Annotated in this window: 24 protein-coding genes; 10 read left to right on the top strand and 14 right to left on the bottom strand. The window is 61.3% G+C overall.

Annotated features, from left to right (window positions below; genetic code table 11):
• Positions 1-42: 42 nt before the first annotated feature.
• The 4 genes from ACEN8Q_RS26985 to ACEN8Q_RS26970 form a co-directional block, all read right to left on the bottom strand.
• Positions 43-921, bottom strand: a complete 879-nt coding sequence (locus tag ACEN8Q_RS26985; protein WP_413703983.1) for a DMT family transporter — start codon at positions 919-921, stop codon at positions 43-45.
• 149 nt (positions 922-1070) lie between these two features.
• On the bottom strand, positions 1071-1886 hold the full coding sequence (locus tag ACEN8Q_RS26980; RefSeq protein WP_413703982.1) for a sugar phosphate isomerase/epimerase family protein: 816 nt from the start codon (positions 1884-1886) through the stop codon (positions 1071-1073).
• A 2-nt stretch (positions 1887-1888) separates the two neighbouring features.
• Positions 1889-2944, bottom strand: coding sequence for a Gfo/Idh/MocA family protein (locus ACEN8Q_RS26975; RefSeq protein WP_413703981.1), 1056 nt, complete (start codon positions 2942-2944; stop codon positions 1889-1891).
• A 240-nt stretch (positions 2945-3184) separates the two neighbouring features.
• A complete protein-coding gene (locus tag ACEN8Q_RS26970; protein WP_413424611.1) occupies positions 3185-3961 on the bottom strand; it encodes an IclR family transcriptional regulator in 777 nt (258 codons plus the stop codon).
• 174 nt (positions 3962-4135) lie between these two features.
• On the opposite strand from ACEN8Q_RS26970, the gene ACEN8Q_RS26965 reads away from it, so the two are divergent.
• The 5 genes from ACEN8Q_RS26965 (at position 4136) to ACEN8Q_RS26945 (ending at position 9689) form a co-directional block, all read left to right on the top strand.
• Positions 4136-5884 (top strand): FAD-dependent oxidoreductase, encoded by a 1749-nt coding sequence (locus ACEN8Q_RS26965; protein ID WP_413424609.1) that lies wholly within the window; start codon positions 4136-4138, stop codon positions 5882-5884.
• The gene (locus ACEN8Q_RS26960) at positions 5868-6701 is read left to right on the top strand and encodes an aldo/keto reductase (protein ID WP_413424607.1); all 834 of its coding nucleotides are present in this window, start codon (positions 5868-5870) and stop codon (positions 6699-6701) included. Before ACEN8Q_RS26965 ends, ACEN8Q_RS26960 begins: the two co-directional genes overlap by 17 nt.
• A 137-nt stretch (positions 6702-6838) precedes the next feature.
• The gene (locus ACEN8Q_RS26955) at positions 6839-7705 is read left to right on the top strand and encodes a neutral zinc metallopeptidase (RefSeq protein WP_413424605.1); all 867 of its coding nucleotides are present in this window, start codon (positions 6839-6841) and stop codon (positions 7703-7705) included.
• Between the two features lie 133 nt (positions 7706-7838).
• Entirely contained in the window at positions 7839-8729 is an 891-nt protein-coding gene (locus tag ACEN8Q_RS26950) for a neutral zinc metallopeptidase (protein WP_413424603.1), read from the top strand.
• Positions 8730-9689, top strand: a complete 960-nt coding sequence (locus ACEN8Q_RS26945; protein ID WP_413424601.1) for an alpha/beta fold hydrolase — start codon at positions 8730-8732, stop codon at positions 9687-9689. It begins immediately after the preceding gene.
• 122 nt (positions 9690-9811) lie between these two features.
• On the opposite strand, the gene ACEN8Q_RS26940 is transcribed toward ACEN8Q_RS26945, so the two are convergent.
• The 3 genes from ACEN8Q_RS26940 to ACEN8Q_RS26930 all read right to left on the bottom strand — a co-directional run bounded on the left by ACEN8Q_RS26940 (position 9812) and on the right by ACEN8Q_RS26930 (position 11946).
• Positions 9812-10405 (bottom strand): HAD family hydrolase, encoded by a 594-nt coding sequence (locus ACEN8Q_RS26940; protein ID WP_322614942.1) that lies wholly within the window; start codon positions 10403-10405, stop codon positions 9812-9814.
• Complete coding sequence (gene tesB, locus ACEN8Q_RS26935; RefSeq protein ID WP_413424599.1) at positions 10402-11271, bottom strand: acyl-CoA thioesterase II; 870 nt, start codon at positions 11269-11271, stop codon at positions 10402-10404. Before tesB ends, ACEN8Q_RS26940 begins: the two co-directional genes overlap by 4 nt.
• 105 nt (positions 11272-11376) lie before the next feature.
• Positions 11377-11946 (bottom strand): GNAT family N-acetyltransferase, encoded by a 570-nt coding sequence (locus tag ACEN8Q_RS26930; RefSeq protein ID WP_413424597.1) that lies wholly within the window; start codon positions 11944-11946, stop codon positions 11377-11379.
• A 90-nt stretch (positions 11947-12036) separates the two neighbouring features.
• Between ACEN8Q_RS26930 and ACEN8Q_RS26925 the strand changes: the two genes are divergently transcribed.
• Both ACEN8Q_RS26925 and ACEN8Q_RS26920 read left to right on the top strand, forming a co-directional pair.
• A complete protein-coding gene (locus ACEN8Q_RS26925; protein ID WP_413424595.1) occupies positions 12037-12957 on the top strand; it encodes a histone deacetylase in 921 nt (306 codons plus the stop codon).
• A gap of 280 nt (positions 12958-13237) precedes the next feature.
• Entirely contained in the window at positions 13238-14479 is a 1242-nt protein-coding gene (locus ACEN8Q_RS26920) for a TIGR03862 family flavoprotein (protein ID WP_413424593.1), read from the top strand.
• A 117-nt stretch (positions 14480-14596) separates the two neighbouring features.
• On the opposite strand, the gene ACEN8Q_RS26915 is transcribed toward ACEN8Q_RS26920, so the two are convergent.
• Positions 14597-15937, bottom strand: coding sequence for a DEAD/DEAH box helicase (locus ACEN8Q_RS26915; protein WP_413703980.1), 1341 nt, complete (start codon positions 15935-15937; stop codon positions 14597-14599).
• Between the two features lie 65 nt (positions 15938-16002).
• Complete coding sequence (gene yedA / locus ACEN8Q_RS26910; protein ID WP_413703979.1) at positions 16003-16944, bottom strand: drug/metabolite exporter YedA; 942 nt, start codon at positions 16942-16944, stop codon at positions 16003-16005.
• Positions 16945-17108: 164 nt separating this feature from the next.
• Between yedA and ACEN8Q_RS26905 the strand changes: the two genes are divergently transcribed.
• Positions 17109-17561, top strand: a complete 453-nt coding sequence (locus ACEN8Q_RS26905) for an Lrp/AsnC family transcriptional regulator (protein WP_007990688.1) — start codon at positions 17109-17111, stop codon at positions 17559-17561.
• Positions 17562-17683: 122 nt separating this feature from the next.
• Here ACEN8Q_RS26905 and ACEN8Q_RS26900 read toward each other — a convergent pair whose 3' ends face one another.
• The 3 genes from ACEN8Q_RS26900 to ACEN8Q_RS26890 all read right to left on the bottom strand — a co-directional run bounded on the left by ACEN8Q_RS26900 (position 17684) and on the right by ACEN8Q_RS26890 (position 19701).
• Positions 17684-18295 carry a PolC-type DNA polymerase III gene (locus ACEN8Q_RS26900; protein WP_413703978.1) on the bottom strand — a complete coding sequence of 204 codons (612 nt, stop codon included), beginning with the start codon at positions 18293-18295 and terminating at the stop codon, positions 17684-17686.
• A gap of 22 nt (positions 18296-18317) precedes the next feature.
• A complete protein-coding gene (locus tag ACEN8Q_RS26895; RefSeq protein ID WP_085718130.1) occupies positions 18318-18797 on the bottom strand; it encodes an NYN domain-containing protein in 480 nt (159 codons plus the stop codon).
• A gap of 121 nt (positions 18798-18918) precedes the next feature.
• Complete coding sequence (locus ACEN8Q_RS26890) at positions 18919-19701, bottom strand: DUF2076 domain-containing protein (protein WP_413424586.1); 783 nt, start codon at positions 19699-19701, stop codon at positions 18919-18921.
• A gap of 179 nt (positions 19702-19880) precedes the next feature.
• Here ACEN8Q_RS26890 and ACEN8Q_RS26885 point away from each other — a divergent pair, with 179 nt between their 5' ends.
• Positions 19881-20555, top strand: a complete 675-nt coding sequence (locus ACEN8Q_RS26885) for a YciC family protein (RefSeq protein WP_413424584.1) — start codon at positions 19881-19883, stop codon at positions 20553-20555.
• A gap of 66 nt (positions 20556-20621) precedes the next feature.
• Positions 20622-21701: an endonuclease/exonuclease/phosphatase family protein gene (locus ACEN8Q_RS26880; protein WP_413424582.1), complete on the top strand. Its 1080-nt coding sequence runs from the start codon at positions 20622-20624 to the stop codon at positions 21699-21701.
• Between the two features lie 143 nt (positions 21702-21844).
• Here ACEN8Q_RS26880 and ACEN8Q_RS26875 read toward each other — a convergent pair whose 3' ends face one another.
• Both ACEN8Q_RS26875 and ACEN8Q_RS26870 read right to left on the bottom strand, forming a co-directional pair.
• The gene (locus ACEN8Q_RS26875; protein WP_111288249.1) at positions 21845-22678 is read right to left on the bottom strand and encodes an ABC transporter ATP-binding protein; all 834 of its coding nucleotides are present in this window, start codon (positions 22676-22678) and stop codon (positions 21845-21847) included.
• Entirely contained in the window at positions 22666-23469 is an 804-nt protein-coding gene (locus ACEN8Q_RS26870) for an ABC transporter permease (protein ID WP_111288247.1), read from the bottom strand. Before ACEN8Q_RS26870 ends, ACEN8Q_RS26875 begins: the two co-directional genes overlap by 13 nt.
• Positions 23470-23475: the final 6 nt, after the last annotated feature.

Below are 23475 nucleotides of genomic sequence, written 5' to 3'. Positions count from 1 at the left end.
ATCTCGGGCCTGCGCTTTTTTTTGTCTGCGATTTGCCGGAGCTTAGCGACGGCTTTGCTGCCAGGCCGCCGCCAGCCCGCTGCAGCAGATCACGGCAATACCGATCACGGTGGTCAGTGTCGGCGTATGGGAAAACAGCAGCCAGCCCAGCAGGCCGGCAAAGATGATCTGGCAATAGCTGAACGGCGCCAGCAGTGCCGGTGCAGCAAGACGGAACGCCTGGGTCAAAAACAGGTGTGCCGTCATCCCGCAGGTCCCCAGCGCCACCATCATCGCGCCATGCATCAGGTTCGGCGTCTGCCAGAAGAATGGCACCAGCGCACTCATCACCAGCGTGTTGCACAAGCCCGCGAAAAAATTGCTGGTGGTCGGGCTGTCGATCTCGCTGAGCTTGCGCGTCAACAGTTGATAGAAACAGAAAAACAGCGCCGAGCAGAACGGCAACAGCACCGCCGGGGTGAACAGATCTCCCCCCGGGTGAACGATGATCAGCACCCCGATAAAACCGCAAATCACCGCCAGCCATTGCCCACGCGTCACTCGCTCCTTCAGCAGCGGCACCGACAAAGCGGTGACCAGTACCGGTGCCAGGAAGTTGACCGACGTGGCCTCGGCCAGCGGGATGTACATCAACCCCGTGGTGAAAAACAGACTGGTGCCCAGCAGGCACAGCGCCCGGATCACCTGAAGCAATGGCCGTTTGGTACGCAGGACCCGCAGCCCGGATTGCGGCAGGAAAATCCCGGCCATCAACAAGGTGTGAACCACGTAGCGCGCCCAGACCACCATGACAATGGGATAGAAACCGGAGAGGTATTTGGAAAAGGCGTCGTGGGTGGAAAACAGGAAGGTTGCGACAACGATCAGCAAGATCCCTTTGAAGGGCTGATTGACGCCGGAAAGCGGGGTGCTGACGGTCATTGGGTTTCCTTTTTTACATCCTTAATTTGTAGGAGCGAGCTTGCTCGCGATGGACGTGAGGGCGCCGTGTTTATCCAGGCAGCCATCATCATCGTTGACGACCATCGCGAGCGTGCTCGCTCCTACAGGCGATAGGTGTGCAGCACCGATTACAGCCGCGCCAACAATTCCCGGGTTTTATCCAGCGCCATCTGCGCCCGCTCCAAACCACTCACGCCCCGCTCCAGCAACTGCACGGTGGGAATCTCCAGGCTCAATGGAATGTTAGTCGGCAAAATCCCCAACAACCCCTGCAGATCACAATCGCCATCGCCGGGAAAACGCCGTTCGTTACGCGCCTGGCGCAAGATCTCCGCCATATCGTTCGGCCGCAGTCCTGCGACGTCACATAACTGTGCATACCGTAACCGTGAGGGAGCAACTTTGGCCAGATCTTCCAGCCGCGATCCCGAACGATCGAAGTGGAAGGCGTCCACCAACACGCCGCCGTTTTCCCGCCCGGCGTTTTCTACAATTCGCACGGCTTGTTGAAGATTGCGCGCATCGGTCCAGGGCATGAACTCCAGATGCGGGTGCAGCCCATAGAGTGCCGCCAGATCACAGAGTTCGGAAAAATGCTCCGTCAGCCGTTGTTCATCAGGATCGTTGCCGGCCACCAGCAATTCACTGGCCCCCATTTGGGCACCCACCTCCAGGATTTTCTCAAAGTCGGCAACAACGGTCTCCGGCTTTAGACGCAGGATTTCGACGTCCAGCACCCCGATACCGGTATCGCGCAGACGCGCCAGGGTTTGGCGCCGCAATTCGCTGTCGGCCACCAAGGCAAAATGGTGTTCCTCAGGGGTCGCCGGTACCAGGCGCAAACCGACATGGCTGTAGCCGGCCCGCGCGGCGACCTCGACCATGTCGGGCGGTGACAGCTCCAGCACAGTCAGGCTGGCCAGGGAGAAGACTCGTTCGCTCATGGTCAGCCCTCGACCAGGGATGGCGTGCAGGCACGACCGGTTTCGGCGGCTTCGCGGATGGCTTCGATCAGCGCCAAAGTACGTGCGGCATCGGCGGCACTCACCAACGGCTCGACTTCCCCACGCGCAACACGCACAAAATGCTGCAACTGCAGACGCAAGGCCTCTTCGGCACTGAAGCTTTCCTGGGTCGCCAGCAACGGTTGATGCCATCCGCCATCGGCTTGCGTGTAGTGCCAGTGCTTGAGTTGCGGAATGCTCAGCGCCCCGCCCGTTCCGGCCAACAAGTAACAGGGTTGATCGGCGTGACGCGGATAAACCGGGTTCTCTCCTGAATCCAGTTCCCAACTCCAGGGTGCGGCCACCGCATCCGAGCCGGTCAGGCTGCCCAGCGCACCGTTATCGAATTGCAGCAACACCGCCGCGCAGTCTTCGTTGGCAAACCCGCGTATGGCGTTGCTGGTAATGGCTTGAACCTGACGCACCTCGCCGCACAAGTGCCGCAGCAGATCGAGGTCGTGGATCAGGTTGGTCAACAACATCCCCGCACCGGCCTCGCGACGCCAGGGTGTTTCGAAATAGCTGTCGGGCTTGCGTAGCTGCCAGAGCGCCGTGACCGTGATCAACCGGCCCAATGCGCCGCTGTGGATAAGTTCGTGGGCGCGGACGATCAGCGGATTGTGGCGACGGTGATGGCCGACCAACACCGGAACCCCACTCGCCTTCGAGGCAGCCACCAACTCCCGGGCTTCATCCAGGTGCACACCCACCGGCTTTTCCAGCAGTACCGGCACACCGGCCGCGAGGCAATCGAGGGCCGTGCTGACGTGCAGCGTGTTCGGGTTGGCGACGATGACGGCGTCCGGCTTCGCCTGCTCCAGCATCTGACGATAATCGGCGAAATAAGCCACGTCCCATTCAGCCGCAAGACTTGCCGCCTGCGTTCCGGGATCGGCTACGGCGCACAAGGTCGCTTCGGTCATGGATTGCAGATGCTGGTAATGCTGCTGGCCCATGTTGCCTGCACCGATCAAGGCGATGCGAAGGGGTGAATTCAAGATGCGGTCCTCTTGTCAGTGTTATTGGAGCGATGAATTCCAATAATTTAGAACCGAGTTCCATATTCTTACACAGACCAACCCTGAAAGTGTTCGAACAGCGCACAGCTTCTCAACTTGAACGCTGCTCAACATGTGGGAGCGGGCTTGCTCGCGAATGCACTGTGTCAGGCACCATTGATTTCAGCTGACACACCGCTTTCGCGAGCAAGCCCGCTCCCACAAGGGATTTCGGCGGCCTTAGTTGAACAACTCCGACGCCAGGCTCGCCGCCGACAACTCCTCGGTGTACGCCAGCAACAACGGCGCCAGCTCATGCAGCCGCGCCCCCGGCATCCGCGCGCTCGGCCCGGCAACGCTGAGCACGCCGATCACCCGCCCATCCGCGGGATGGCGCACCACCGCCGCAATGGCCGAAGTCCCCACCGCCGAGCTTTCCTCGACGCAGGCGTAGCCCTGCTCCCGCGCCAGACGCAGGCGTTCGAGCAATTCGATGTTGGAGCGCGGCGCGTTCGGCCCCACATGGTCCGGCACCTGTGCGTCCTGCCGCTCCACCAGCGACAAGGCTTCGGCATCGCTCATGCACGCCAGCCACGCATGTCCCGAGGCGGTGTAAAACAATGGCGCATCACGGCCCATGTCCGGGTCGTAACGCAGACCCGAGCGAGCGCCCTGGGATTTGGCGATCCAGGTCTGACGCTCGCCGTCGATCACACCGAGGCGTACCAGCTCGCCGGTTTCCTGAGCCAGTCGGTCAAGCACCGGCTGCACGATATCGGCACCGCTGCTCGACAGGTAACGGAAGCCCATCGCCACCAGTTTGGTGGAGAGGTGATAGCGCAAACTCTCCGGGTTCTGTCGCACATAACCGAGGCGGATCAGCTCGGCCAACAGGCGATGGGTCGCGCTCTTGGGGATATCCAGCTGCTCCGCCAGCGTCTGCATCGGCAGGCCACGGGGATCGCTGGTGAGGCTTTCGAGCACACTGAAAACACGTTCGATCTGACTGCCGGCCATGGTCACTTCCACACAAAATTTGCTCGATTCTAGAAGACATCCGATCGAATGCGAAATCTGGAACTGACTGTTCGATAACCGCCCGTTTTATGCCCTCAAGACTTTTCCAGCCTCCTCTGATTCTTATATTTTATGGAATCCGATTCCAAAAAAATAAACACCGGAGTTCAAACAATGCCTGCCCAAGCGCACTTCCTTCCCGACATCGACTGCGATGTGCTGATCGTTGGTTCCGGTGCGGCGGGACTGTCGGCGGCAGTGACCGCCGCGTGGCATGGGCTGAAAGTCATAGTGGCAGAAAAGGACCCCGTGTTCGGCGGTGCCACGGCCTGGTCCGGCGGCTGGGCCTGGGTGCCTTGCAACCCGTTGGCCCGGCGCGCGGGCATCGTCGAAGACGTTGAACGGCCTCGCACTTATCTGAAGCACGAACTGGGCGAGCGCTTTGATCCGGCGATGATCGACGCTTTCCTGGAGGCCGGCCCGCGAATGGTGTCGTTCTTCGAGCAGCACACCACGCTGCAATTCGCCGACGGCAACGCCATTGCCGACATTCATGGCGACACACCCGGAGCAGGCACCGGTGGACGCTCGGTAATCGCTGCCCCTTACGACGCACGAAAAGTCGGCAAGCTGCTCAGGCGTCTTCGCAAAACCATGCGGGAAACTTCGTTCATGGGCATGCCGATCATGGCGGGGGCGGATCTCACGGCATTCCTCAACCTGACTCGTTCACTGTCGGCGGCCTGGCACGTTACGCGGCGCTTCAGCCGACACCTGTTCGACCTCGTCGTCCATGGCCGGGCGATGCAACTGGTCAACGGCGTGGCACTGGTGGCGCGCCTGGCAAAATCCGCGGACGACCTCGGCGTGCTGCTCTGGGAGTCCGCGCCCGTGACCCGATTGCTGCGCGAGAACAATCAGGTACGAGGTGCTGTGGTCAGCACCGCCAAAGGCTCGGTACGCATCCATGCACGCAAGGCCGTAGTGCTCGCAGCGGGTGGTTTCGCCAATGACATCGAGCGCCGCAAGGCACTGTTCCCCCGCACACCGACCGGACATGAGCATCTGGCCTTGCCGCCCCTCGGTGTTTGCGGCGATGGCCTGCGCCTGGGCGAAAGCGCCGGTGCGCGGGTGAATACCGACATGGCATCTGCCGTCGCCTGGGCGCCGGTTTCTCAAGTGCCGCACAGCGACGGCAGCACGGGACACTTCCCGCATATCATCGAGCGCGGCAAACCAGGCATCATCGGTGTGCTGAGCAACGGCCAGCGCTTCGTCAATGAAGCCAACGGCTACTACGACTACGTAACGGCCATGGTCGCCGCTGCCCCACAGGGTGAGGAAGTGGCCTCGTGGCTGATCTGCACCCATGGCTTTCAGCGTCGTTATGGTCTGGGCATCTCTCGGCCATTTCCGGTGCCGCTGTCGCCCTTCATCCGCAGCGGCTATCTGAAAACCGGCAACACACTCGAGCAATTGGCCACAGCCTGCGGTATCGACCCGAACGGCTTGCGCACCACCGTGTCGGACTACAACCGCCATGCGCGCAACGGCGAGGACCCGCAGTTTGGTCGTGGCTCCACGCCCTACAACCGCAAGCAGGGTGACGCATTACAACAACCCAACCCATGTGTCGCGCCAATCGAACAAGGCCCGTTCTATGCCGTGAAGGTCCAGCCGGGCTGCTTCGGCACCTTCGCCGGGCTCAAGGTCAACCCACATGCCCAGGTCCTGGACGACGCGGCGCAGCCCATCGCCGGGCTGTATGCGGCGGGCGGCGACATGGCGAGCATCATGGGCGGTCATTACCCCGCTGGCGGCATCAATCTTGGCCCGGCGCTGACCTTCGGCTACATCGCCGCGCGCCATATCGCAGGCGTCACTGCTTATGAAAAGGAGATCGACCATGCAGCACATCGTTAACACACAGGGTTTGAACATGCCGAAACTCGGCCTCGGCACCTGGCCAATGCTCGGCGAGGAATGCACCCGTGCCGTGGAGCAGGCTCTGGCCTTGGGTTACCGGCACATCGACACGGCAGCGGCCTACAATAACGAAGACGCAGTCGGTCAGGCGCTGGCGAACAGTCCGACACCCCGCGAGCAAATCCATGTCACGACCAAAGTCTGGTGGGACCAGCTGCAACCCGACGCCATGCGCCACTCCATGGACCGTAGCCTCAAAGCCCTGCGCAGCGAATACGTCGACCTGTTCATGCTCCATTGGCCAGCCACCGACTGGGATTTGCCGCGCACCATCGACACCCTGGTGTCGTTCAAGGAACAAGGCCTGGCGCGCAACATTGGCGTGGCGAACTTTCCGCTGCCCTTGTTGCGCAAAGTCGTCGAAGAACTGGGAGCGCCCCTGTCGGCGTTACAGGTCGAGTACCACGTGCTGCTCGGACAAAACGCTCTGCTCAACTACGCCCGTCAACACGATCTTGCACTGACGGCCTACACGCCACTGGCACGCAACAAGGTGTCGCAGATTCCCGCCATCCAGCAGATCGCCGCGAAACACGACGTACTGCCGACCCAGGTCGCGCTCAAATGGCTGCTCGATCAACCCAATGTGGCCGCGATCCCCAAGGCCAGCAGCGAGGCCAATCAACTGGCCAATCTTTCGGCGCTGGATGTGCAACTGGATGACGAAGACCGTGCCTTGATCGCCAGCCTGTCCAAACGCGAGCGTCTGGTCAGCCCTGAGTTTGCGCCGGTGTGGGATGCATTCGACGAATAACCGTAGATGGCCACGGTCGACCGGCAACGACCGCGGCCTTACCAAGACTTACACATTTGTCCCACACCACTTTTCCCTCTGCGGTTATTCATGGATACGGCGATACCCGCCCCATCAATCCATGAGAGACCGCAAACATGTTATGGAACAAGGCAAGACGCAGCGAAAACGTGAACGACACCCGGGAGGGCAAGGATGCCCGCACACTCACAGGGAAAAACCTTGCCGCCGCACTGGCAACCGTAGCACTGGCAAGTGCAGGGCTTTACTCGACGCTCGGTACGACACCGGATGAGCTCTCACTGACACCCTTCGACATGCTTGACCCACCCGCCGCCCTCGCGATAGAGCCCGACGAAGATCGGCAACTCATGTTCGTCCAGTCAGTGTTGGGCGATACCGAAGACACCTGGAAACAACTCTTTGCGCAAACGGGACGGCACTATCCGCCTCCCACGCTGACGCTGTTCGACAACGACGTGACCTCAGCGTGTGGCTTCGCCAGTTCCGCCAGCGGCCCTTTCTATTGCCCGGACGACCAGCAGGTGTATCTCGATCTGCAATTCTTCGCGAAGCTGGAACAACAGTTTTCGGTGGTCGGCGACTTCGCACGGGCCTACATCATCGGTCACGAAATAGGCCATCACGTGCAACTGGAACTGGGTCTTTCCAGCCCCTTCGAACAGGCCTTGCTGGACCAGCAACCCGTCACTGGCGATGGTGGCCTGGAAGTCCGTGCGGAATTGCAGGCAGATTGCCTGGCCGGTGTCTGGGCCCACCATGCACAACAGCGTCTGGACTGGCTGGAACCTGGTGATATTGAAGCCGCCCTGCATGCCGCAACCGTGTTTGGTGACGACTACTTGCAGCGCTCCCGAAACGCTCCCGTTCGGCCAGAGACGTTCAGCCACGGCACGTCGCAGCAGCGCGCAAGCTGGTTCAAGACCGGCTTCGCCACAGGCCTGCCGCAAGCATGCGACACCTTCGCCGCCGCGAACCTGTGAGCGCACCCGCCTGTGAAGCCGCCAATGTGAACGTGGATCGAACCGTTGCCGCTCAAGGCTGTCTGACGACCGGACTGGCGCCGCTCCCACACAGCAGCAACACTCATCGCACCGACAACCTGAGGATTCCCACATGCTATGGAAAAAAGGCCGACGCAGCGACAACGTGGTCGATGCCCGTGGCGATGATGGCGGCGGCGGTGGCGGGATGCGCTTCGGCGGTGGCAAGGGCCTGAGCCTGACGGCGATCCTCCTGATCGTCGGCATCGGCTGGATCACCGGCCAGGATCCGCTGCAAATCCTCGGACAACTGACCGGGCAAATGGGCCAGCAATCGGCACCCGCCACCAACCAGAGCCGCAAGGCACCGCCGGCCAATGATGAAGGCGCGGAATTCGTGCGTTCGATCCTCGGCGACACCGAAGACACCTGGGGTGCGATATTCCAGCAGGCCGGCCGCCAATATAAGGACCCGACCCTGGTGCTGTTCAGCAACCGCGTGAATTCGGCCTGCGGTCTGGCCACCTCGGCGACCGGCCCGTTCTATTGCCCGGCGGACCAGAAAGTCTACCTGGACATGGCATTCTTCCAGGAAATGTCCCAACGCTTTTCCGCCGCCGGTGACTTCGCCCAGGCCTATGTGATCGCCCATGAAGTCGGACACCATGTGCAGACCCTGCTTGGGGTGTCCGCAAAAATTCAGGCAGCACGCCAACAAGGCCGGCAGATGGAAGGCGACGGCGGTTTGCTGGTTCGTCAGGAGCTGCAAGCCGATTGCCTCGCCGGTGTCTGGGCCAACAATGCGCAGAAGCGCCTGAACTGGCTGGAACCGGGCGACATCGAAGAAGCACTGAACGCTGCGAACGCCATCGGTGACGATCGTTTGCAGCAGCAGGGTCAGGGCCGCGTGGTCCCGGACTCGTTCACCCACGGTACGTCGGCGCAACGGGTGCGCTGGTTCAAAACCGGTTTCGCCCAAGGCCAGGTAAGCCAGTGCGATACCTTTGCGACGAAAAATCTGTAAATGAAGAAGTGGTTGTTGGTTGTTCTGTTTACTTGCGCAACGTCCCAGGCCGCCGAGCATGGGGTCAAGGAACTCAGCTCAGGGCGCCTGCTGTTGAAATCAGGTGAAATCGCGGTGAGCATCAGCCCCGCCCCGGCTAAAATCGAACGGGTGCTGATCATCCTCCACGGTCGCTTGCGCAACGCGCAAACCTATCTGCAGAGCGGTGAGCACGCGGCCGAACTGGCTGGGCAAAGCGCAACGACCCTGGTGATCGCCCCGCAGTTTCTCAATGAAACCGACGTTGCAATTCACCCGGTGGCCGACACGGTTTTGCGCTGGCAAGGCAATGAATGGATGGCCGGCGGCGAATCCACGGCACCGTTTCGGCTGAGTTCCTACGCGGCGCTCGACGAAATCATCACTCGCCTGGGTGACCGCCAGCAGTTTCCGGATGTGAAGCAAATCGTCATCGCCGGGCACTCCGGCGGCGCGCAGGTGGTTCAGCGTTACGCATTGCTCGGTCATGCGCAGTCCGGCCTTGATGCGGCTGGCGTGCAGGTGCGCTACGTGATCGCCAACCCGTCGTCCTACGCTTACTTCGATGAGCGCCGGCCCGTAGCGTTCAGCCACGCCGGTTGCCCGGATTTCAATCGCTGGAAGTACGGGTTGGCGGATTTACCGGCTTACGCCGCAGGACAAACCGCCGCGCAGTTGCAGGAAAATTACCTCAAGCGTGAAGTCGTTTACCTGCTGGGACAGCAGGACATCGACCCGAATCATCCGGCACTGGACAAGAGCTGTGAGGCGCGGGCGCAGGGACCCTATCGATTGGCGCGCGGGCATTTTTACTTTGACTACCTGAAGCGGCTGGCACCCAAAGGGTTGAACCAGCAACTGATCGAAGTGCCCGGGGTCGGGCATAAAGGGGATGAAATGTTTACCTCGCCAGAGGGACAAAGGGCTTTGTTTGGGCAGTAAATTTGCACTGCCTGATCTGACGCCATCGCGGGCAAGCCCGCTCCCACAGGGTTCTCGGCAGAACACAATGTTTGTGCTCACTGAAGATTACTGTGGGAGCTGGCTTGCCAGCGATGGGGCCCTCAAGCCGAAAGCATCTGCCGCAACTCGACACAATCCGCCGCATGCCAATCGGTCAATTCCGGCCACGGATTATCCGGCAGATTCACCAGCACCGTCCGCGCTCCGGCGGCTCGACCACAATCGAGGTCGAAGCGGTAATCACCGACCATCACCAACTCGCTCGCCGGCACCTTCCACGCTTCGGCCAGTTTGAGCAGTCCGCCCGGATGCGGTTTGGGCGGTGCATCATCGCGGCCCAGCACATCCTCCAGCGCAAAGCAGTCGGCCAGGCCAATGGCCTCCAGCGTGACATGCGCCAGCTCCCGGGCATTGCGCGTGAGAATGCCCAGGCGATAACCGCGCCCGGCCAGCTCGCGCACCAACTCCACCGCGCCCGGCGCCGGTTGCGAACCGAGGGCCAGGTCCCGTTCGTGCTCCAGCAGCCACGCATGCTTTGCCGCGGCTTCATCGGCCGGCAGGGCGGCGAGGTGGGTCAGGATGTCGGCTTCGGCAGGAATCGCCAATGCGACGCGAATCGCCGCGAAATCGTGCACGGCAACGGTCAGGGTGCCGTCCATGTCGAACACCCAGTGACGCACGTCGGCCAGGCTCACGCCCAATCCTTGCGGTGACGGATCAAGCCTTCCTGGGTGACCGAGGCCACCAGTTGCCCGGCGCGATTGAACACGCTGCCACGGGAAAACCCGCGCGAGTTGCCGGCCCACGGACTGTCCATCGCATAGAGCAGCCAGTCATCGGCACGCAGATTCTGGTGGAACCACAAGGCGTGATCGAGGCTGGCGACTTGCATGTCCTTGTGCCAGACCGATTTGCCGTGGGGCTGCATCGAGGTGACCAGCAGACCGAAGTCCGATGCATAGGCCAGCAGGTATTTATGCAGCGCCGGCGAATCGGCCAAGGCGCCGTCGGCGCGGAACCAGACGTACTTGACCGGGTCGGACGGTAGCGGGTTGTAGGGATCTTTTTCGGTTACCGGGCGGAATTCGATCGGCTTGGGGCACAACAGCTTTTCGCGCATTTTCTCGGGGATCAGGTGCGCACGCTGCTGAGTGATTTCCAGCTCCGATGGCAAGTTTTCCGGACCGACCACTTGCGGCATTTCGCTCTGGTGCCGGAAGCCTTCTTCGTCGTACTGGAACGACGCACTGCACGTGAAAATCGGGTGTCCCTTCTGGATCGCCGTCACCCGGCGCGTGCTGAAACTGCCACCGTCGCGCACCCGGTCAACCTGATACACCACTGGCAATCCGGCATCGCCCGGACGCAGGAAATAGCCGTGCATCGAATGCACATGGCGCGTCTCTTCAACGGTCTGACTGGCTGCCGACAACGACTGACCGAGCACCTGACCGCCGAACAGCTGACGAAAACCCAGGTCCTGGCTGCGGCCACGGAACAGGTTTTCTTCGATCGGTTCCAGGGTCAGCAGGTCGACCAGATCTTCCAACACTTGGCTCATTCAGACTCTCCTCACGCAAAACATTGCCGCGCAGTCTTGGCTGCGCCGGTCGATTCAGATTCTGGCCAATGCCAACATGGGGCCATTGTAAACGTCCGTGCCAGGTTATCCATGCAAGGTTTGCAGCCATTGTTCGCGGCTGATGCGATACAGCACATGGCGACGCAACGGATGATCGGCTGCAAGTCGCGGGTGATCGAAGTCATCCGCCGGATCATGCTGCATGCCAATGGCCTGCATGACTTTCTCTGACTGCAGATTGGCTTGCGTCGTGAAAGCCACGACCTCTTTCAGCGGCAAGCGGTCGAACCCGCAGCGCAGAGCGGTCCATGCTGCTTCACTGGCGTAACCGAGACCCCAGTGCTCGCGGGCCAGCCGCCAACCGATCTCCGTGGCGGGGGTGAAAGGTGCGTCGAACCCGACCACGTTGAGCCCGGTAAACCCGATGAACTGGCCAGAGTCCTTTCGCTGCAAGGCCCAGAGACCATAACCATGCTCAGCGAAATGACCACGGATTCGCCCGATCAATGACGCGCTTTCCAACCGGCTCAAGGTTTCCGGGAAATAGCGCATCACCTGCGGATCGGCACACATCGCCGCAAAGTCCGCCAAATCTTCATCGCGCCACTGGCGTAACAGCAGCCGAGCGCTTTCAAGCTCCAGTATTGGCTCCATCGTGCCCCGCCCCTCCATTTCAATGTCGCAAGTCTACAACGCTGGTAGGATCCTTCTCTCATTCCCGTACGCTTTCCAGATAAATCAGTCATGCCCCTGCCCCTGATCTACCACGAAGACTACAGCCCCGAGTTTCCGGCGGATCACCGCTTCCCCATGGACAAGTTCCGCCTGTTGCGCGATCACCTGGTGGACAGCGGCCTGACCCGCGACGCCGACCTGCTGCGCCCGGAGCTGTGTCCCGCGGACATTCTCGCCCTCGCCCATGACCCTTCGTATATCGAACGCTACATGAGTGGCGAATTGTCCCGCGAAGACCAGCGTCGCCTCGGCCTGCCCTGGAGCGAGGCCCTGGCCCGGCGTACGGTGCGGGCGGTCGGTGGCTCGTTGCTCGCGGCCGAGCAGGCGCTGGAACATGGCCTGGCCTGTCACTTGGCCGGCGGCACCCACCATGCGCACTACGACTACCCCGCCGGGTTCTGCATCTTCAACGACCTGGCGGTAATCAGCCATTACCTGCTGGAAAGTGGCCGGGTAAATCGGGTGCTGATCTTCGATTGCGACGTGCATCAGGGCGACGGGACTGCCCGAATACTGCACAACACCCCAGAGGCGGTGACCGTTTCCCTGCACTGCGAGAAGAACTTTCCCGCACGCAAGGCCGAAAGTGATTGGGACATCCCGCTACCCAACGGCATGGGCGATGCCGATTACCTGAAGGTGGTGGACGATGCACTCAACTACCTGCTGCCGCTCTACCAGCCGGATCTGGTGCTGTATGACGCCGGGGTCGATGTGCACAAGGACGACGCCCTGGGTTATCTGAAGCTGACAGACGAAGGCGTCGCCGCCCGCGATGAAAGCGTGATGCGCCATTGCCTGGGCCGCGACATTCCGGTGGTCGGGGTAATCGGAGGCGGCTACAGCAAGGACCGCCAGGCCCTGGCCCGCCGTCACGGCATCCTCCATCACAGCGCGCAACGCGTCTGGCAGTCATCAGGTTGTCACTGAGCTGTGGATGCTTTACCCACAATGCCTGTGGAGCTGCCTGTGGATAACCTGAGTGAAAGGGACTACAGGCCATGCGGACTATGGGCTGCAGAAGGCTGATCATTTTTTAACCACACCTGAAAGCACCACTGACCAATGTGGGAGCGGGCTTGCTCGCGAAAGTGGAGTGTCAGTCGAAATCCATGACACCTGACACACCGCATTCGCGAGCAAGCCCGCTCCCACAGGGATTTGGGCTGCTAGAATGCGCGGCTTATCCAGCCATGCCGCAGCTCTCATCATGACCCAGCCCTCATCTGCCTCCCCTTCCCGCGTCGCCATCATCGGCGGCGGCCCTGCTGGTCTGATGGCAGCCGAAGTGTTGAGCCAGGCCGGGATCAAGGTCGACCTGTACGACGGCATGCCTTCGGTCGGACGAAAATTCCTCTTGGCCGGTGTCGGCGGCATGAACATCACTCACTCCGAAGCCTACCCTGCGTTTCTCTCGCGCTACGCCGAACGTGCCCCGCAAATCGCCCCGCTGCTGCGCGGCTTCGGTGCCGAAGCGCTGTGCCAGTGGATTCACGAACTGGGCATCGATACCTTCGTCGGCAGTTCCGGCCGGGTATTCCCCACCGACATGAAAGCCGCGCCGCTGCTGCGCGCCTGGCTCAAACGCCTGCGCGACAGTGGCGTAGTTATCCACACCCGCCACCGCTGGCTCGGCTGGGACGAGCATGGCGGATTGCGCATCGACAGCCCGGAAGGCGAAAAAACCGTTCAAGCCGATGCCACCCTGCTCGCCCTCGGCGGCGGCAGTTGGGCGCGCCTGGGTTCGGATGGCGCATGGATGCTGCCACTGGAGCAACACGGCGTAGGACTGGCGCCGTTGCAACCGAGCAATTGCGGCTTCGAGGTGCATGCCTGGAGCGAATTGATGGTCAGCAAATTCGCTGGCGCGCCGCTGAAAAACATCGCCATCGGCCTTAACGACGACGTTCCGCGACTCGGTGAATGTGTGATTACCGCCACCGGGATCGAAGGCAGTTTGATCTACGCCCTGTCGGCCCCCATCCGCGAAGCAATCAACCAGCACGGTTCGGCAACGATTCATCTGGACCTGCTGCCGGGCCGGCCTGTGGATAAAGTTCAGGCGGCGTTGAGCAAGCCCCGGGGATCGCGCTCGATGGCCAAGCATCTGCACAGTCAGTTGGGCATCGACGGGGTGAAAGCGGCGCTATTGCGTGAACTGACCAGCGCCGACTGCTTTGCCGATATGGCCTTGCTGGCCAACGCGATCAAGGCTTTGCCACTGACACTGGTGAAAACCCGTCCACTGGACGAGGCGATCAGCAGCGCGGGTGGCGTGGTGTTCGAGGCAATGGATGAGCGATTGATGCTCAAGCAAATGCCTGGCGTGTTCTGCGCCGGGGAAATGCTCGATTGGGAAGCGCCGACCGGAGGCTATCTGCTGACCGCGTGTTTCGCCAGTGGGCGATCGGCGGGCTTGGGGATGGTGGAGTGGTTGCGGCGCAAGGGCTGACGACCGAGGCACGCCCTTCGCGAGCAAGCCCGCTCCCACAGGGGATTTGTGAACGACACAGATCCAGTGTGGGAGCGGGCTTGCTCGCGAAGGCGGCTTAACAGTCGCCGCAACTAATCAAGGCTTGCGTTTACGCGGCCCTGTATTGAACACCGGCACCTTGCGCACTGGCTTGATCGAAGGCTCAGCCGGCGCAACTTCCCCGCTATCCACCCACTTACCGAGATTGCGTTTACCGCCGCCACCACCGGAAGCCTTGGGCTTCTTCGGTTTTTTCGGCTTCTTGATCACCTGGCCGCTGGCATCGGTGTCCGGCACGCGGTGCTCCGGCTCGAAATCCGGTTCGTTCTGCCGCTTCAGCGTCTGACGGGTCAGCATCTCGATGGCCGACAGCAGATTCACTTCATCGGCGCAGACCAGGGAAATCGCCTCGCCCGTCGACCCGGCGCGGCCAGTACGACCGATGCGGTGGATGTAGTCTTCAGCAACGATTGGCAAGTCGAAGTTGACCACCAACGGCAAATCTTCGATGTCCAGACCACGGGCCGCCACGTCGGTGGCGACCAGAATCTGTACTTCGCTGGCCTTGAAACGGTCGAGTGCGCGCTGACGGGTCGCCTGGGGTTTGTCGCCATGGATGCCGTCGGCGTTGATGCCCAGCCCCTGGAGTTTTTCCACCAGCGCGTCTACGCCATTGCGGGTCTTGGCGAACACCAGCACCTGCTTCCACTTGCCCTTGCGCATCAGGTGCACGAACAGTTCCGGCTTGCGCTTCTTGTCTACCGTCACGATCCATTGCTTGACGGTGTTGGCCGCCACGTTGCGCGGGCTGACTTCGATGCTCAGCGGATCGTTGAGCATCTGACCGGCCAGCAGGCGGATGTCATCGGAGAAGGTTGCGGAGAACAGCAACGTCTGACGTTTCTTCGGCAGCGCCTTGTAAATGCTCGCCAGTTCCTCGGAAAAGCCCAGGTCGAGCATGCGGTCGGCCTCGTCCAGCACCAGGGTTTGCAACTGGTTGAACTTCAGCGCGTTCTGGCGGAACAGGTCGAGCAAGCGGCCCGGGGTCGCCACCAGCAGATCGACACCGCTGCGCAGCTTCATCATTTGCGGGTTGATGCTGACACCGCCGTACACTGCGTAAGTACGCAGCGGCAGGTTTTCAGCGTACTGGCGCACGGCTTCGTGAACCTGTTCGGCCAGCTCGCGGGTCGGCACCAGGATCAGCGCGCGGACCGAATTGGCGGTGACTTTCGGCCCTTCCATGGCCAGCAGTTGCAACAGCGGCAGGGCGAAACCGGCAGTCTTGCCGGTGCCGGTCTGGGCGGCGGCCATCAGGTCGCGACCGGCCAGCACCGCCGGAATGGCTTGCGCCTGAACCGGCGTCGGAGTCTGGTAGCCGAGCTTCTCGAGAGAGCGCAGCAAGGGTTCGATCAGGCCAAGGGTGGCGAAAGTCATGGGAGTACCGTAGGAAAATTCAGCGCGGTTGTGCGAAACAAGAGTGCAATGGCGCGCAGTTTACCCTAATTCACACGGGATTCTGTCGGCACTACCGTCGGCACTACCTTTGTCACCGGCTGCTCCGGTACACGACGCCACTGCGGCAGGCCAATCAGCACCACGGCGCTGATGATCACCAGCATGGCCAGTGCTTCCTCGATGCCAATGGTCTCGCCGACAAACACGATCCCCAGCAACACCGCCACCGCCGGGTTGACGTAGGCATAACTGGTAGCCGCCGCCGGACGCACGTGTTTCAACAGGTACATGTAGGCGTTGAAGGCGATGATCGAACCGAACACGGTCAGGTACGCCAGCGCGGCCCAGCCTTCAATCGGCGGAACCTTGTCCATATGCTCACCACTGACCGCACTGGCGATCAGCAACACCACGCCACCCACCAGCATTTCCACGGCACTGGCCATGGCGCCCTGAGGCAACGGCAAGTGTTTGCTCCACACCGAACCGAAAGCCCAGGTGGCCGCCGCAAAAATCAGCAGGGCTGCGCCCAGCGGGCTCGATTGCAGGTTGGAGCCGAGGTTGAGCATGACAATGCCGATCATTCCGAGCGCAACGCCAGCCCATTCGAGACGGGTATTGCGCGCGCCCCAGAAATAGCCACAGAGCAAGGTAAACAGCGGCACCGTCGCCACCGCCAACGCGGCCACACCCGAAGCCACGCCCGTGTGTTCGGCTACGCTGACCGCCCCGTTACCACACGCCAGCAACAATACGCCGATGATCCCGGCGGCTTTCCACTGCGCCCAGGTCGGCGCCGGCGCCCCGCGCCAGCGCAGGAAGGCGTACATCAAGGTCCCGGCAATGACGAAGCGGACCCCGGCGAGCAACAAGGGCGGCCAATATTCCACGCCGATGCGGATCACCAGGTAAGTCGAGCCCCAAATCACGTACAAGGCGAAAAAGGCAGCGATCAACGGTAAGGGGAAGCGACGTAGGCCGGACATGGGGGCAACTCACAGGCAGAACAGGTGAACGGCTATTCTAGAAAGGCTGGAGCCGGAAAATAAGTTACAAAACCTTTTTAAACCGCCAGTACACTTTTCAAAACACGGAGTTCATGGCTATAAACCGTGTTTTCGAAAGTCCGTCATTTTTCAGGAGTGCCACGATGGATAAGTACGACCGCATGCTGCTCAGCGCCCTGCTGGAAAACGGTCGCGCGTCCTACGCGGATCTCGCGCGCAAGGTCAACCTGTCGGCCCCGGCCGTGGCCGAGCGCGTGGCCAAGCTCGAAGCCAGCGGCGTGATCACCGGCTATCAGGCGAAGGTCGACATGGCCAAACTCGGCCTGCCGATCCAGTGTGTGATCGAACTGCGCCTGAACCAGCACGGCAACCAGAAAGCCTATGACGACCTTATCAAAATCCCGCAATTGACCGAATGCCATCGGGTGACCGGCGATCCCTGCGTGATCATGCAGGCAGCCGTGGGCTCGATGCCGGAGCTGGAAGAGCTGATCAACCGGATTGCCACGTTCGGGTTCAGCAAGACGTCGATTGTGTTGTCGAGTGCGATAGAGAAGCGGGTGCCGTTGGGGCATATCGAAGGGAATGGCAAGTAACCCCCTGTAGGAGCGAGCTTGCTCGCGATGGTCGCCAACGATAACGCGGGAAACCTGACACCCCGTGTTGTTCTCGGGTTCATCGCGAGCAGGCTCGCTCCTACAGGAGATTTGCGATGTTCCTAGAACCCGCGATAGCGCTTGAGGTGTTCGCCGACTTTCGCCGCCGGGACCTTCTGCAACTTGCACAGCAAGTCATGGGACAGCTCGCGCAAGCCGTGCTTGTGCCGCAGCTCTTCGGTCAGATGTGTGGTCAGGTTGGCCGCCATCTCGGCATCGGCCATGGCCCGGTGGGCCTTGCCGGTGTCGGGCAGGTTGGCGAAGGTAGTCAGGGTGCCGAGCTTGTGGTTCGGCGCGGCGGGCATCAGGCGCCGGGCCAGTAGCAGCGAGCAGGCAAAGTTCTGCAAGCGGGTGCGTTTGATTCGCCCGAGCTCAAAGTCCCAGAACTTCTGGTCGAATGCGGCGTTGTGCGCCAGCAGTGGCGTGGTGCCGACGAATTCATTGACCTCGTTCATCACCTGCTCCGCCGACGGCGCGGTGCGCAGCATGGCGTTGCTGATGCCGGTGAGTTGCTCGATGAAGGCCGGGACGCGCACGCCGGCGTTCATCAGGCTTTGGTAACGCTCGACGATGCGCCCCCGTTCAAGGATCACCACGGCAATTTCCGTGGCCCGGCAGCTGCTGCTCGGGGAGATCCCGGTGGTTTCAAAGTCGATGACTGCGATGCGTTCCAAACCTGGTTCAACTCCGTAAAAATCAATTCTTGAGCAGCAACGTGCCTTCGATCGGCACATAGCGGCTGGCGGCGCGGATCAGCGAGTTGGCGGTCAGGCCCGGCACGCCGTAGGCCACCGCTTGTACCCCGTGTTTGCTGATGATGCGTTCCAGCAGCATGTCGAAATCACCATCGCCGGAAGCCAGGACGATTTCATCGACATGGTCGGCGGCATCCATGATGTCGAGGGTGATGCCCACGTCCCAGTCACCCTTGGCCGAACCATCGCTGCGCTGGATGTACGGCTTGAGCTTCACGGTGAAACCGAGGTTACGCAGGATCTGCTGGAACTGCTGCTGTTTGCTGTCGCCACGGTCGATGGCGTAGGCGTAGGCTTCGACGATCTCGCCCTGTTTGCTGACGTCAGCCCACAGCGCGGCATAGTTGAAGTGGCAACCATAAGCCTGACGCACGGTGTAGTAGAGGTTCTGGACATCGGCGAACACTGCGATTTTTTTCACCGGTATTCCTCAAAGGCTGAATCAGGCACCAGGCCCGAAAAGTCGCCCAGTATGCCAGCCCGGAGGATTGTTCCGCGAATAATCGCCCCGGAGCGCCGTTGCGCTCCGGACGAATGGCAGGTCAGACGAAGGAATCGTCGTCGCCACCGAAGAGCGAGTCATCGCTGTAGTCAGCGTCGCTGAACCCGCCCTGACCGTTGCTCCAGGAGTCGTTACCGGCCATGCGCTGGTCATCGCCCCAGCCATTGTTGCCCTGGTCGTTGACCTGGGCCGGCTCTTCCTTGATGACTTCGACGACTTCAGGTTGCTGGTTGTGATGGAACAGGCTGCTGATGCCTTGTGCCAGCATCACTCCACCCGCCACGCCGGCGGCGGTTTTCAGCGCACCACCGAGGAAACTGCTGCCAGCCGCTGCCGGAGCCTGCGGTTGCGGGGCATAGCCCTGTTGTGGAAAGTTTTGCGGCGGGGCACCGAAGTTCTGCTGCGGGGCTTGCGAGCCGAACGACGAGCGCCCCGGCTCACGCCAGCCACCGCTCGATGGCGGCGCGCTCTGGGTGGGTGCCGGTTGTGGTTCACGGGAAGCGCCACCAAAAATACTCGACAAAAAGCCACCACTGCTCGGTGCCGGAGCCGGAGCAGGGGTCGACTGAGCCTTGGCCTGTTGCAGCTCGGCCTGCAACTGCTGGACTTGCTGAGTCAGCTGCCTGTTCTGTTCATCGAGGCTCTTGATCGCCGCCTCTTGCACCAGAATCGCCTGGGTCATGAAATAACCTGCCGCGGGCTGGCGCGTCAGGTGTTCCTTGATCCGCGCCTCGGCCTGGGCGTCGCGCGGGGCTGAGTCCGTTTCGGCCTGTTGCAGCCGGGAAAACAGTCCATCGATCAGGGTTTGTTCTTCGCTATTCATGGCGACCTCGTAGATTGCCGGGGGAAATCGTTGTCCTTTTCCACTGAGGATAAGGTGCTCGACCTTAATGGAGGCTGAAACAAGATGTTTCAATGACCTTTACCAATCGTTTACGTTTGCGTCCTCGAGCGTTTCATCGGTTAAAGTGAGCCACTGCTTCCAACCTGCGATACCAACCGATGAATCCGTTAGACGTCCTGCGTGACTCGCTGTATTTCTTCAAGCGCAATCTGGGCCAGATCGTGCAGTTGTGCCTGCCGCTGGTGATTCTCGAGGCGCTGCTGCAACAAGTGGTCGACCACTCCACGGAGCCGGACAGTTTCCCCGGTATCAGCGTGATTGTCGGCTTGCTGGTGTATCCGCTCTACACCGCCGCGCTGATTCTGTTTCTCGACGCCCGCAGCCGCGGCGAGTCGCCGCGCAACCGCGACCTGCTGGCAACGGCGGCGAGCCTGTGGCCACGCTTCGCCCTGCTGACGGCGCTCAATACCGTGCTGATCCTGCTGGGCCTGTCACTGTATTTCCTGCCGGGTATCTACCTGATGGTGACCCTGGCCTTTGGCGAATACCTGCTGGTGTTGCGCGGCCTGGCGCCGCTGGCGGCCATGAAGGAAAGCCTGCGCCAGACCCGCGGTCATTTCATGCGCATTCTGCTGTGCATTCTGAGTGTGATGGGGCCGCTGTGGCTGCTCAAGGGGGTCACCCTGGCGGCGTACCCCGAACCGCAGAACCCGGTGATCTCGCTGCTGATCGACAGCGCCCACAGTTTCCTGCAGCTGTTTACCAGCGTGGTGCTGTTCCGTCTGTTCATGCTGATCAGCCCGCTGCCCGAGAGCAATGACAACTCGCTCTGACCTTGGGCGCGACCATCGCTCTCGGGTATGCTCGGGAGCAATTTTGTAACGCTATTAAGCCGAGCCATGACCCGTCTACTGCGCTACACCCTGCTGGGCCTGCTGATCGCGATCGGCCTGATCGGCGTGATGATCTATAGCCTGACCTGGCGCCCCGATGCCAAAGAAGTGTTGCCCGTCAGTTGCAGTGCACAGGCGCCCACCCTGGTCCCCGGGCAGGTGCTGAAGGTGATGACCTGGAACGTCCAGTACCTGGCCGGCAAGCGTTACGTGTTCTGGAATGACCTGGCCTCCGGTACCGACGAACGCCCCACACCGGAAGACATGGCCTTCAGCCTCGACGAAGTGGCGCGGGTGATTCGCGACGAGCAACCGGACATCGTGCTGTTGCAGGAGCTGGACGACGGCGCCAAGGCCAGCAGTTACCAGCACCAGTTCAAACTGCTGCAAGAACGGCTCGCCGATCTGTACCCATGCAGCGCCAGCGCCTTCGACTGGAAGGCAGACTTCGTACCTAACCCGCATATCTTCGGCAGTGTCGGTCGGCAACTGGCGACCCTGAGCCGTTACCAGATCGAACATGCCGAACGTCTGCAACTGCCCGTCGCCTCGGGCAACACGGTCAGCCGCCAATTCAAACCCAGGAACGCCTTGCTGGTGAGCTACTTGCCCTTGAGTGACGGTGGACAGATGGTGGTGCTCAATACCCATCTGGACCGTGCGACCCAGGCCGACAATACCTTGCAAAACCAGGTCAACGCCGTGACCAGGGCCCTCGATAAATTCGAAAGCCGTGGCACGCCGTGGCTTATCGGCGGAGATTTCAACCTGTTGCCAATCGGCCAATATCGACGCCTGCCCGATGCGCAACGCACGCCCTTCTCCGCCGACAGCCCGTTGCACATCCTGTGGGACAAGTACCCGATGATCCCGACCAACAACGAAGCCAGTGGTATCGATCGCGAACGCTGGCTGACGCATTACCCGAACGACACCGGGCTGAGCGGCCCGGACCGGACCGTTGACTACCTGTTCTACAGCCCGCGGATCAAACGGATGGAGGCGATGGTGCGGCAGGACGATACGTTGCGCATCTCCGATCACCTGCCGGTGATTGCCCGGTTTCTGTTGCCGGTTGCGCCGTAGCGCCGGCTCCAGATAAACGCAATATCTGTGGGAGCGGGCTTGCTCGCGAAGAGGCCAGTACACCCAACATCAATGTTGTTTGCTATACCGCTTTCGCGAGCAAGCCCGCTCCCACAGGGAGGGTGTCAGACCCGCAATCAGCCCTAATGCACTTCCTCCAGATCATCATGCAGCAACCCGAAGATCTCGCGCTTCATCTCGATGAATGAACGCTCCATGACCATGTCCAGGTTCCGTGGACGTTCAATTGGCACATCCAGAATCTGCTTGATCCGCCCTGGCCTGGCGCCCATGACGTACACCCGGTCGCCCAGCAGGATCGCTTCGTCGATGTCGTGGGTCACGAACAATACGGTCTTCTTGCTGTTGCCCCAGACCCGCAGCAACAGCTGCTGCATTTGCAGGCGCGTCTGGCTGTCGAGGGCGCCGAAGGGTTCGTCCATCAGCAGGATCTGCGGGTCATTGGCCAGCGCCCGGGCAATGGCGACACGCTGCATCATCCCGCCAGACAACTGCTTGGCGTAGTTGTCGGCAAAACCGCTCAGGCCCACTTCATTGACGTAGTAGTCGACGATGTCCTTGCGTTGCGCCGCCGGCATGCCGCGCCGCTTGAGGCCGAACTCGACGTTCTGGCGCACTGTCAGCCACGGGAACAGCGTGTAGCTCTGGAACACCATGCCGCGATCCGCACCGGGGCCTTCCACCTGTTGGCCGCCGACGTAAATCTCGCCTGAGGTCGGTTCGGCCAGGCCGGCGGTGAGGTACAGCAGGCTCGACTTGCCGCAGCCCGAAGGCCCCACCAGCACAGCGAATTGCTGGTCCGGCACCTCGAACGACACCTCCTGTAACGCGGTAAAAGTTCCGCCATCGGGTTTCCTGTAACTCAGGCTGACCTTGTCCACTTGCAGCCGCGGCGCGTTCACCGGGGCGGTCTGAGGGGCGACAAAACGATGAGTGGCGGCGGTTACTGAGCCCATGCGGTGATCCTCAGACGTAGGAAACGGAACAGTTGATCGGTGACCAGGCCCAACAGGCCGATGATCGCAATGGCCAGGAAAATCACATCCACCTGAAAACCACGCATGGCCTTGAGGCTCAGGTAACCCAGGCCACTGGAAGCGGCGACCAGTTCAGCCACCACCAGGTAAGTCCAGGCCCAGCCCATTGTCACCCGCAAGGTGTCGAGCACGCCCGGCAGCGACGCGGGAGCGATCACATGCAGCACCGCGTCACGCCGGTTCGAACCGAGGGTGTAGGAGGCATTGATCAGGTCCTTGGAGATGCCTTTGGACACGTCCGCGATCATCACCAGTTGCTGGAAGAACACGCCGAAAATGATCACCGACACCCGCTGCTCCAGACCGATACCGATCCACAGGATGAACAGCGGCACGAACGAAGTTACCGGCAGGTAACGAATGAAATTCACCAACGGCTCAAGGAAGGCCTGGACGATGCGAAAGCTGCCCATCAGCAAACCCAGCGGCACCGCCACCAGGGACGACACAATGAACCCGACCATCACCACTTCGACGCTGGCCCACACGTGCTGACCGAGGGTGCCGTCGCGGCTCAGGCGCACGGCGGCCTCGACCACCGCGCCCGGCGTCGGCAGGAACATGCCCGGCACCACGCCGCCGTAGGACAACCCGGCCCACAGGCCGACCAACAGCACCCAGGCCAACCCGCTCGCGCTCCAGATCACCGAGACCGGCAAACCGGTCTTGGGCGTGATGCAGCGGCTCAGCCATGAATTGCGCTTGAACATGCAGCC

Source organism: Pseudomonas sp. Pseusp16, from assembly GCF_047324915.1.
GTDB lineage: Bacteria > Pseudomonadota > Gammaproteobacteria > Pseudomonadales > Pseudomonadaceae > Aquipseudomonas > Aquipseudomonas fluorescens_CD.
The sequence above is the reverse complement of the archived record's forward strand: the minus strand, read 5'-3'. Positions and strand labels throughout refer to the sequence as shown.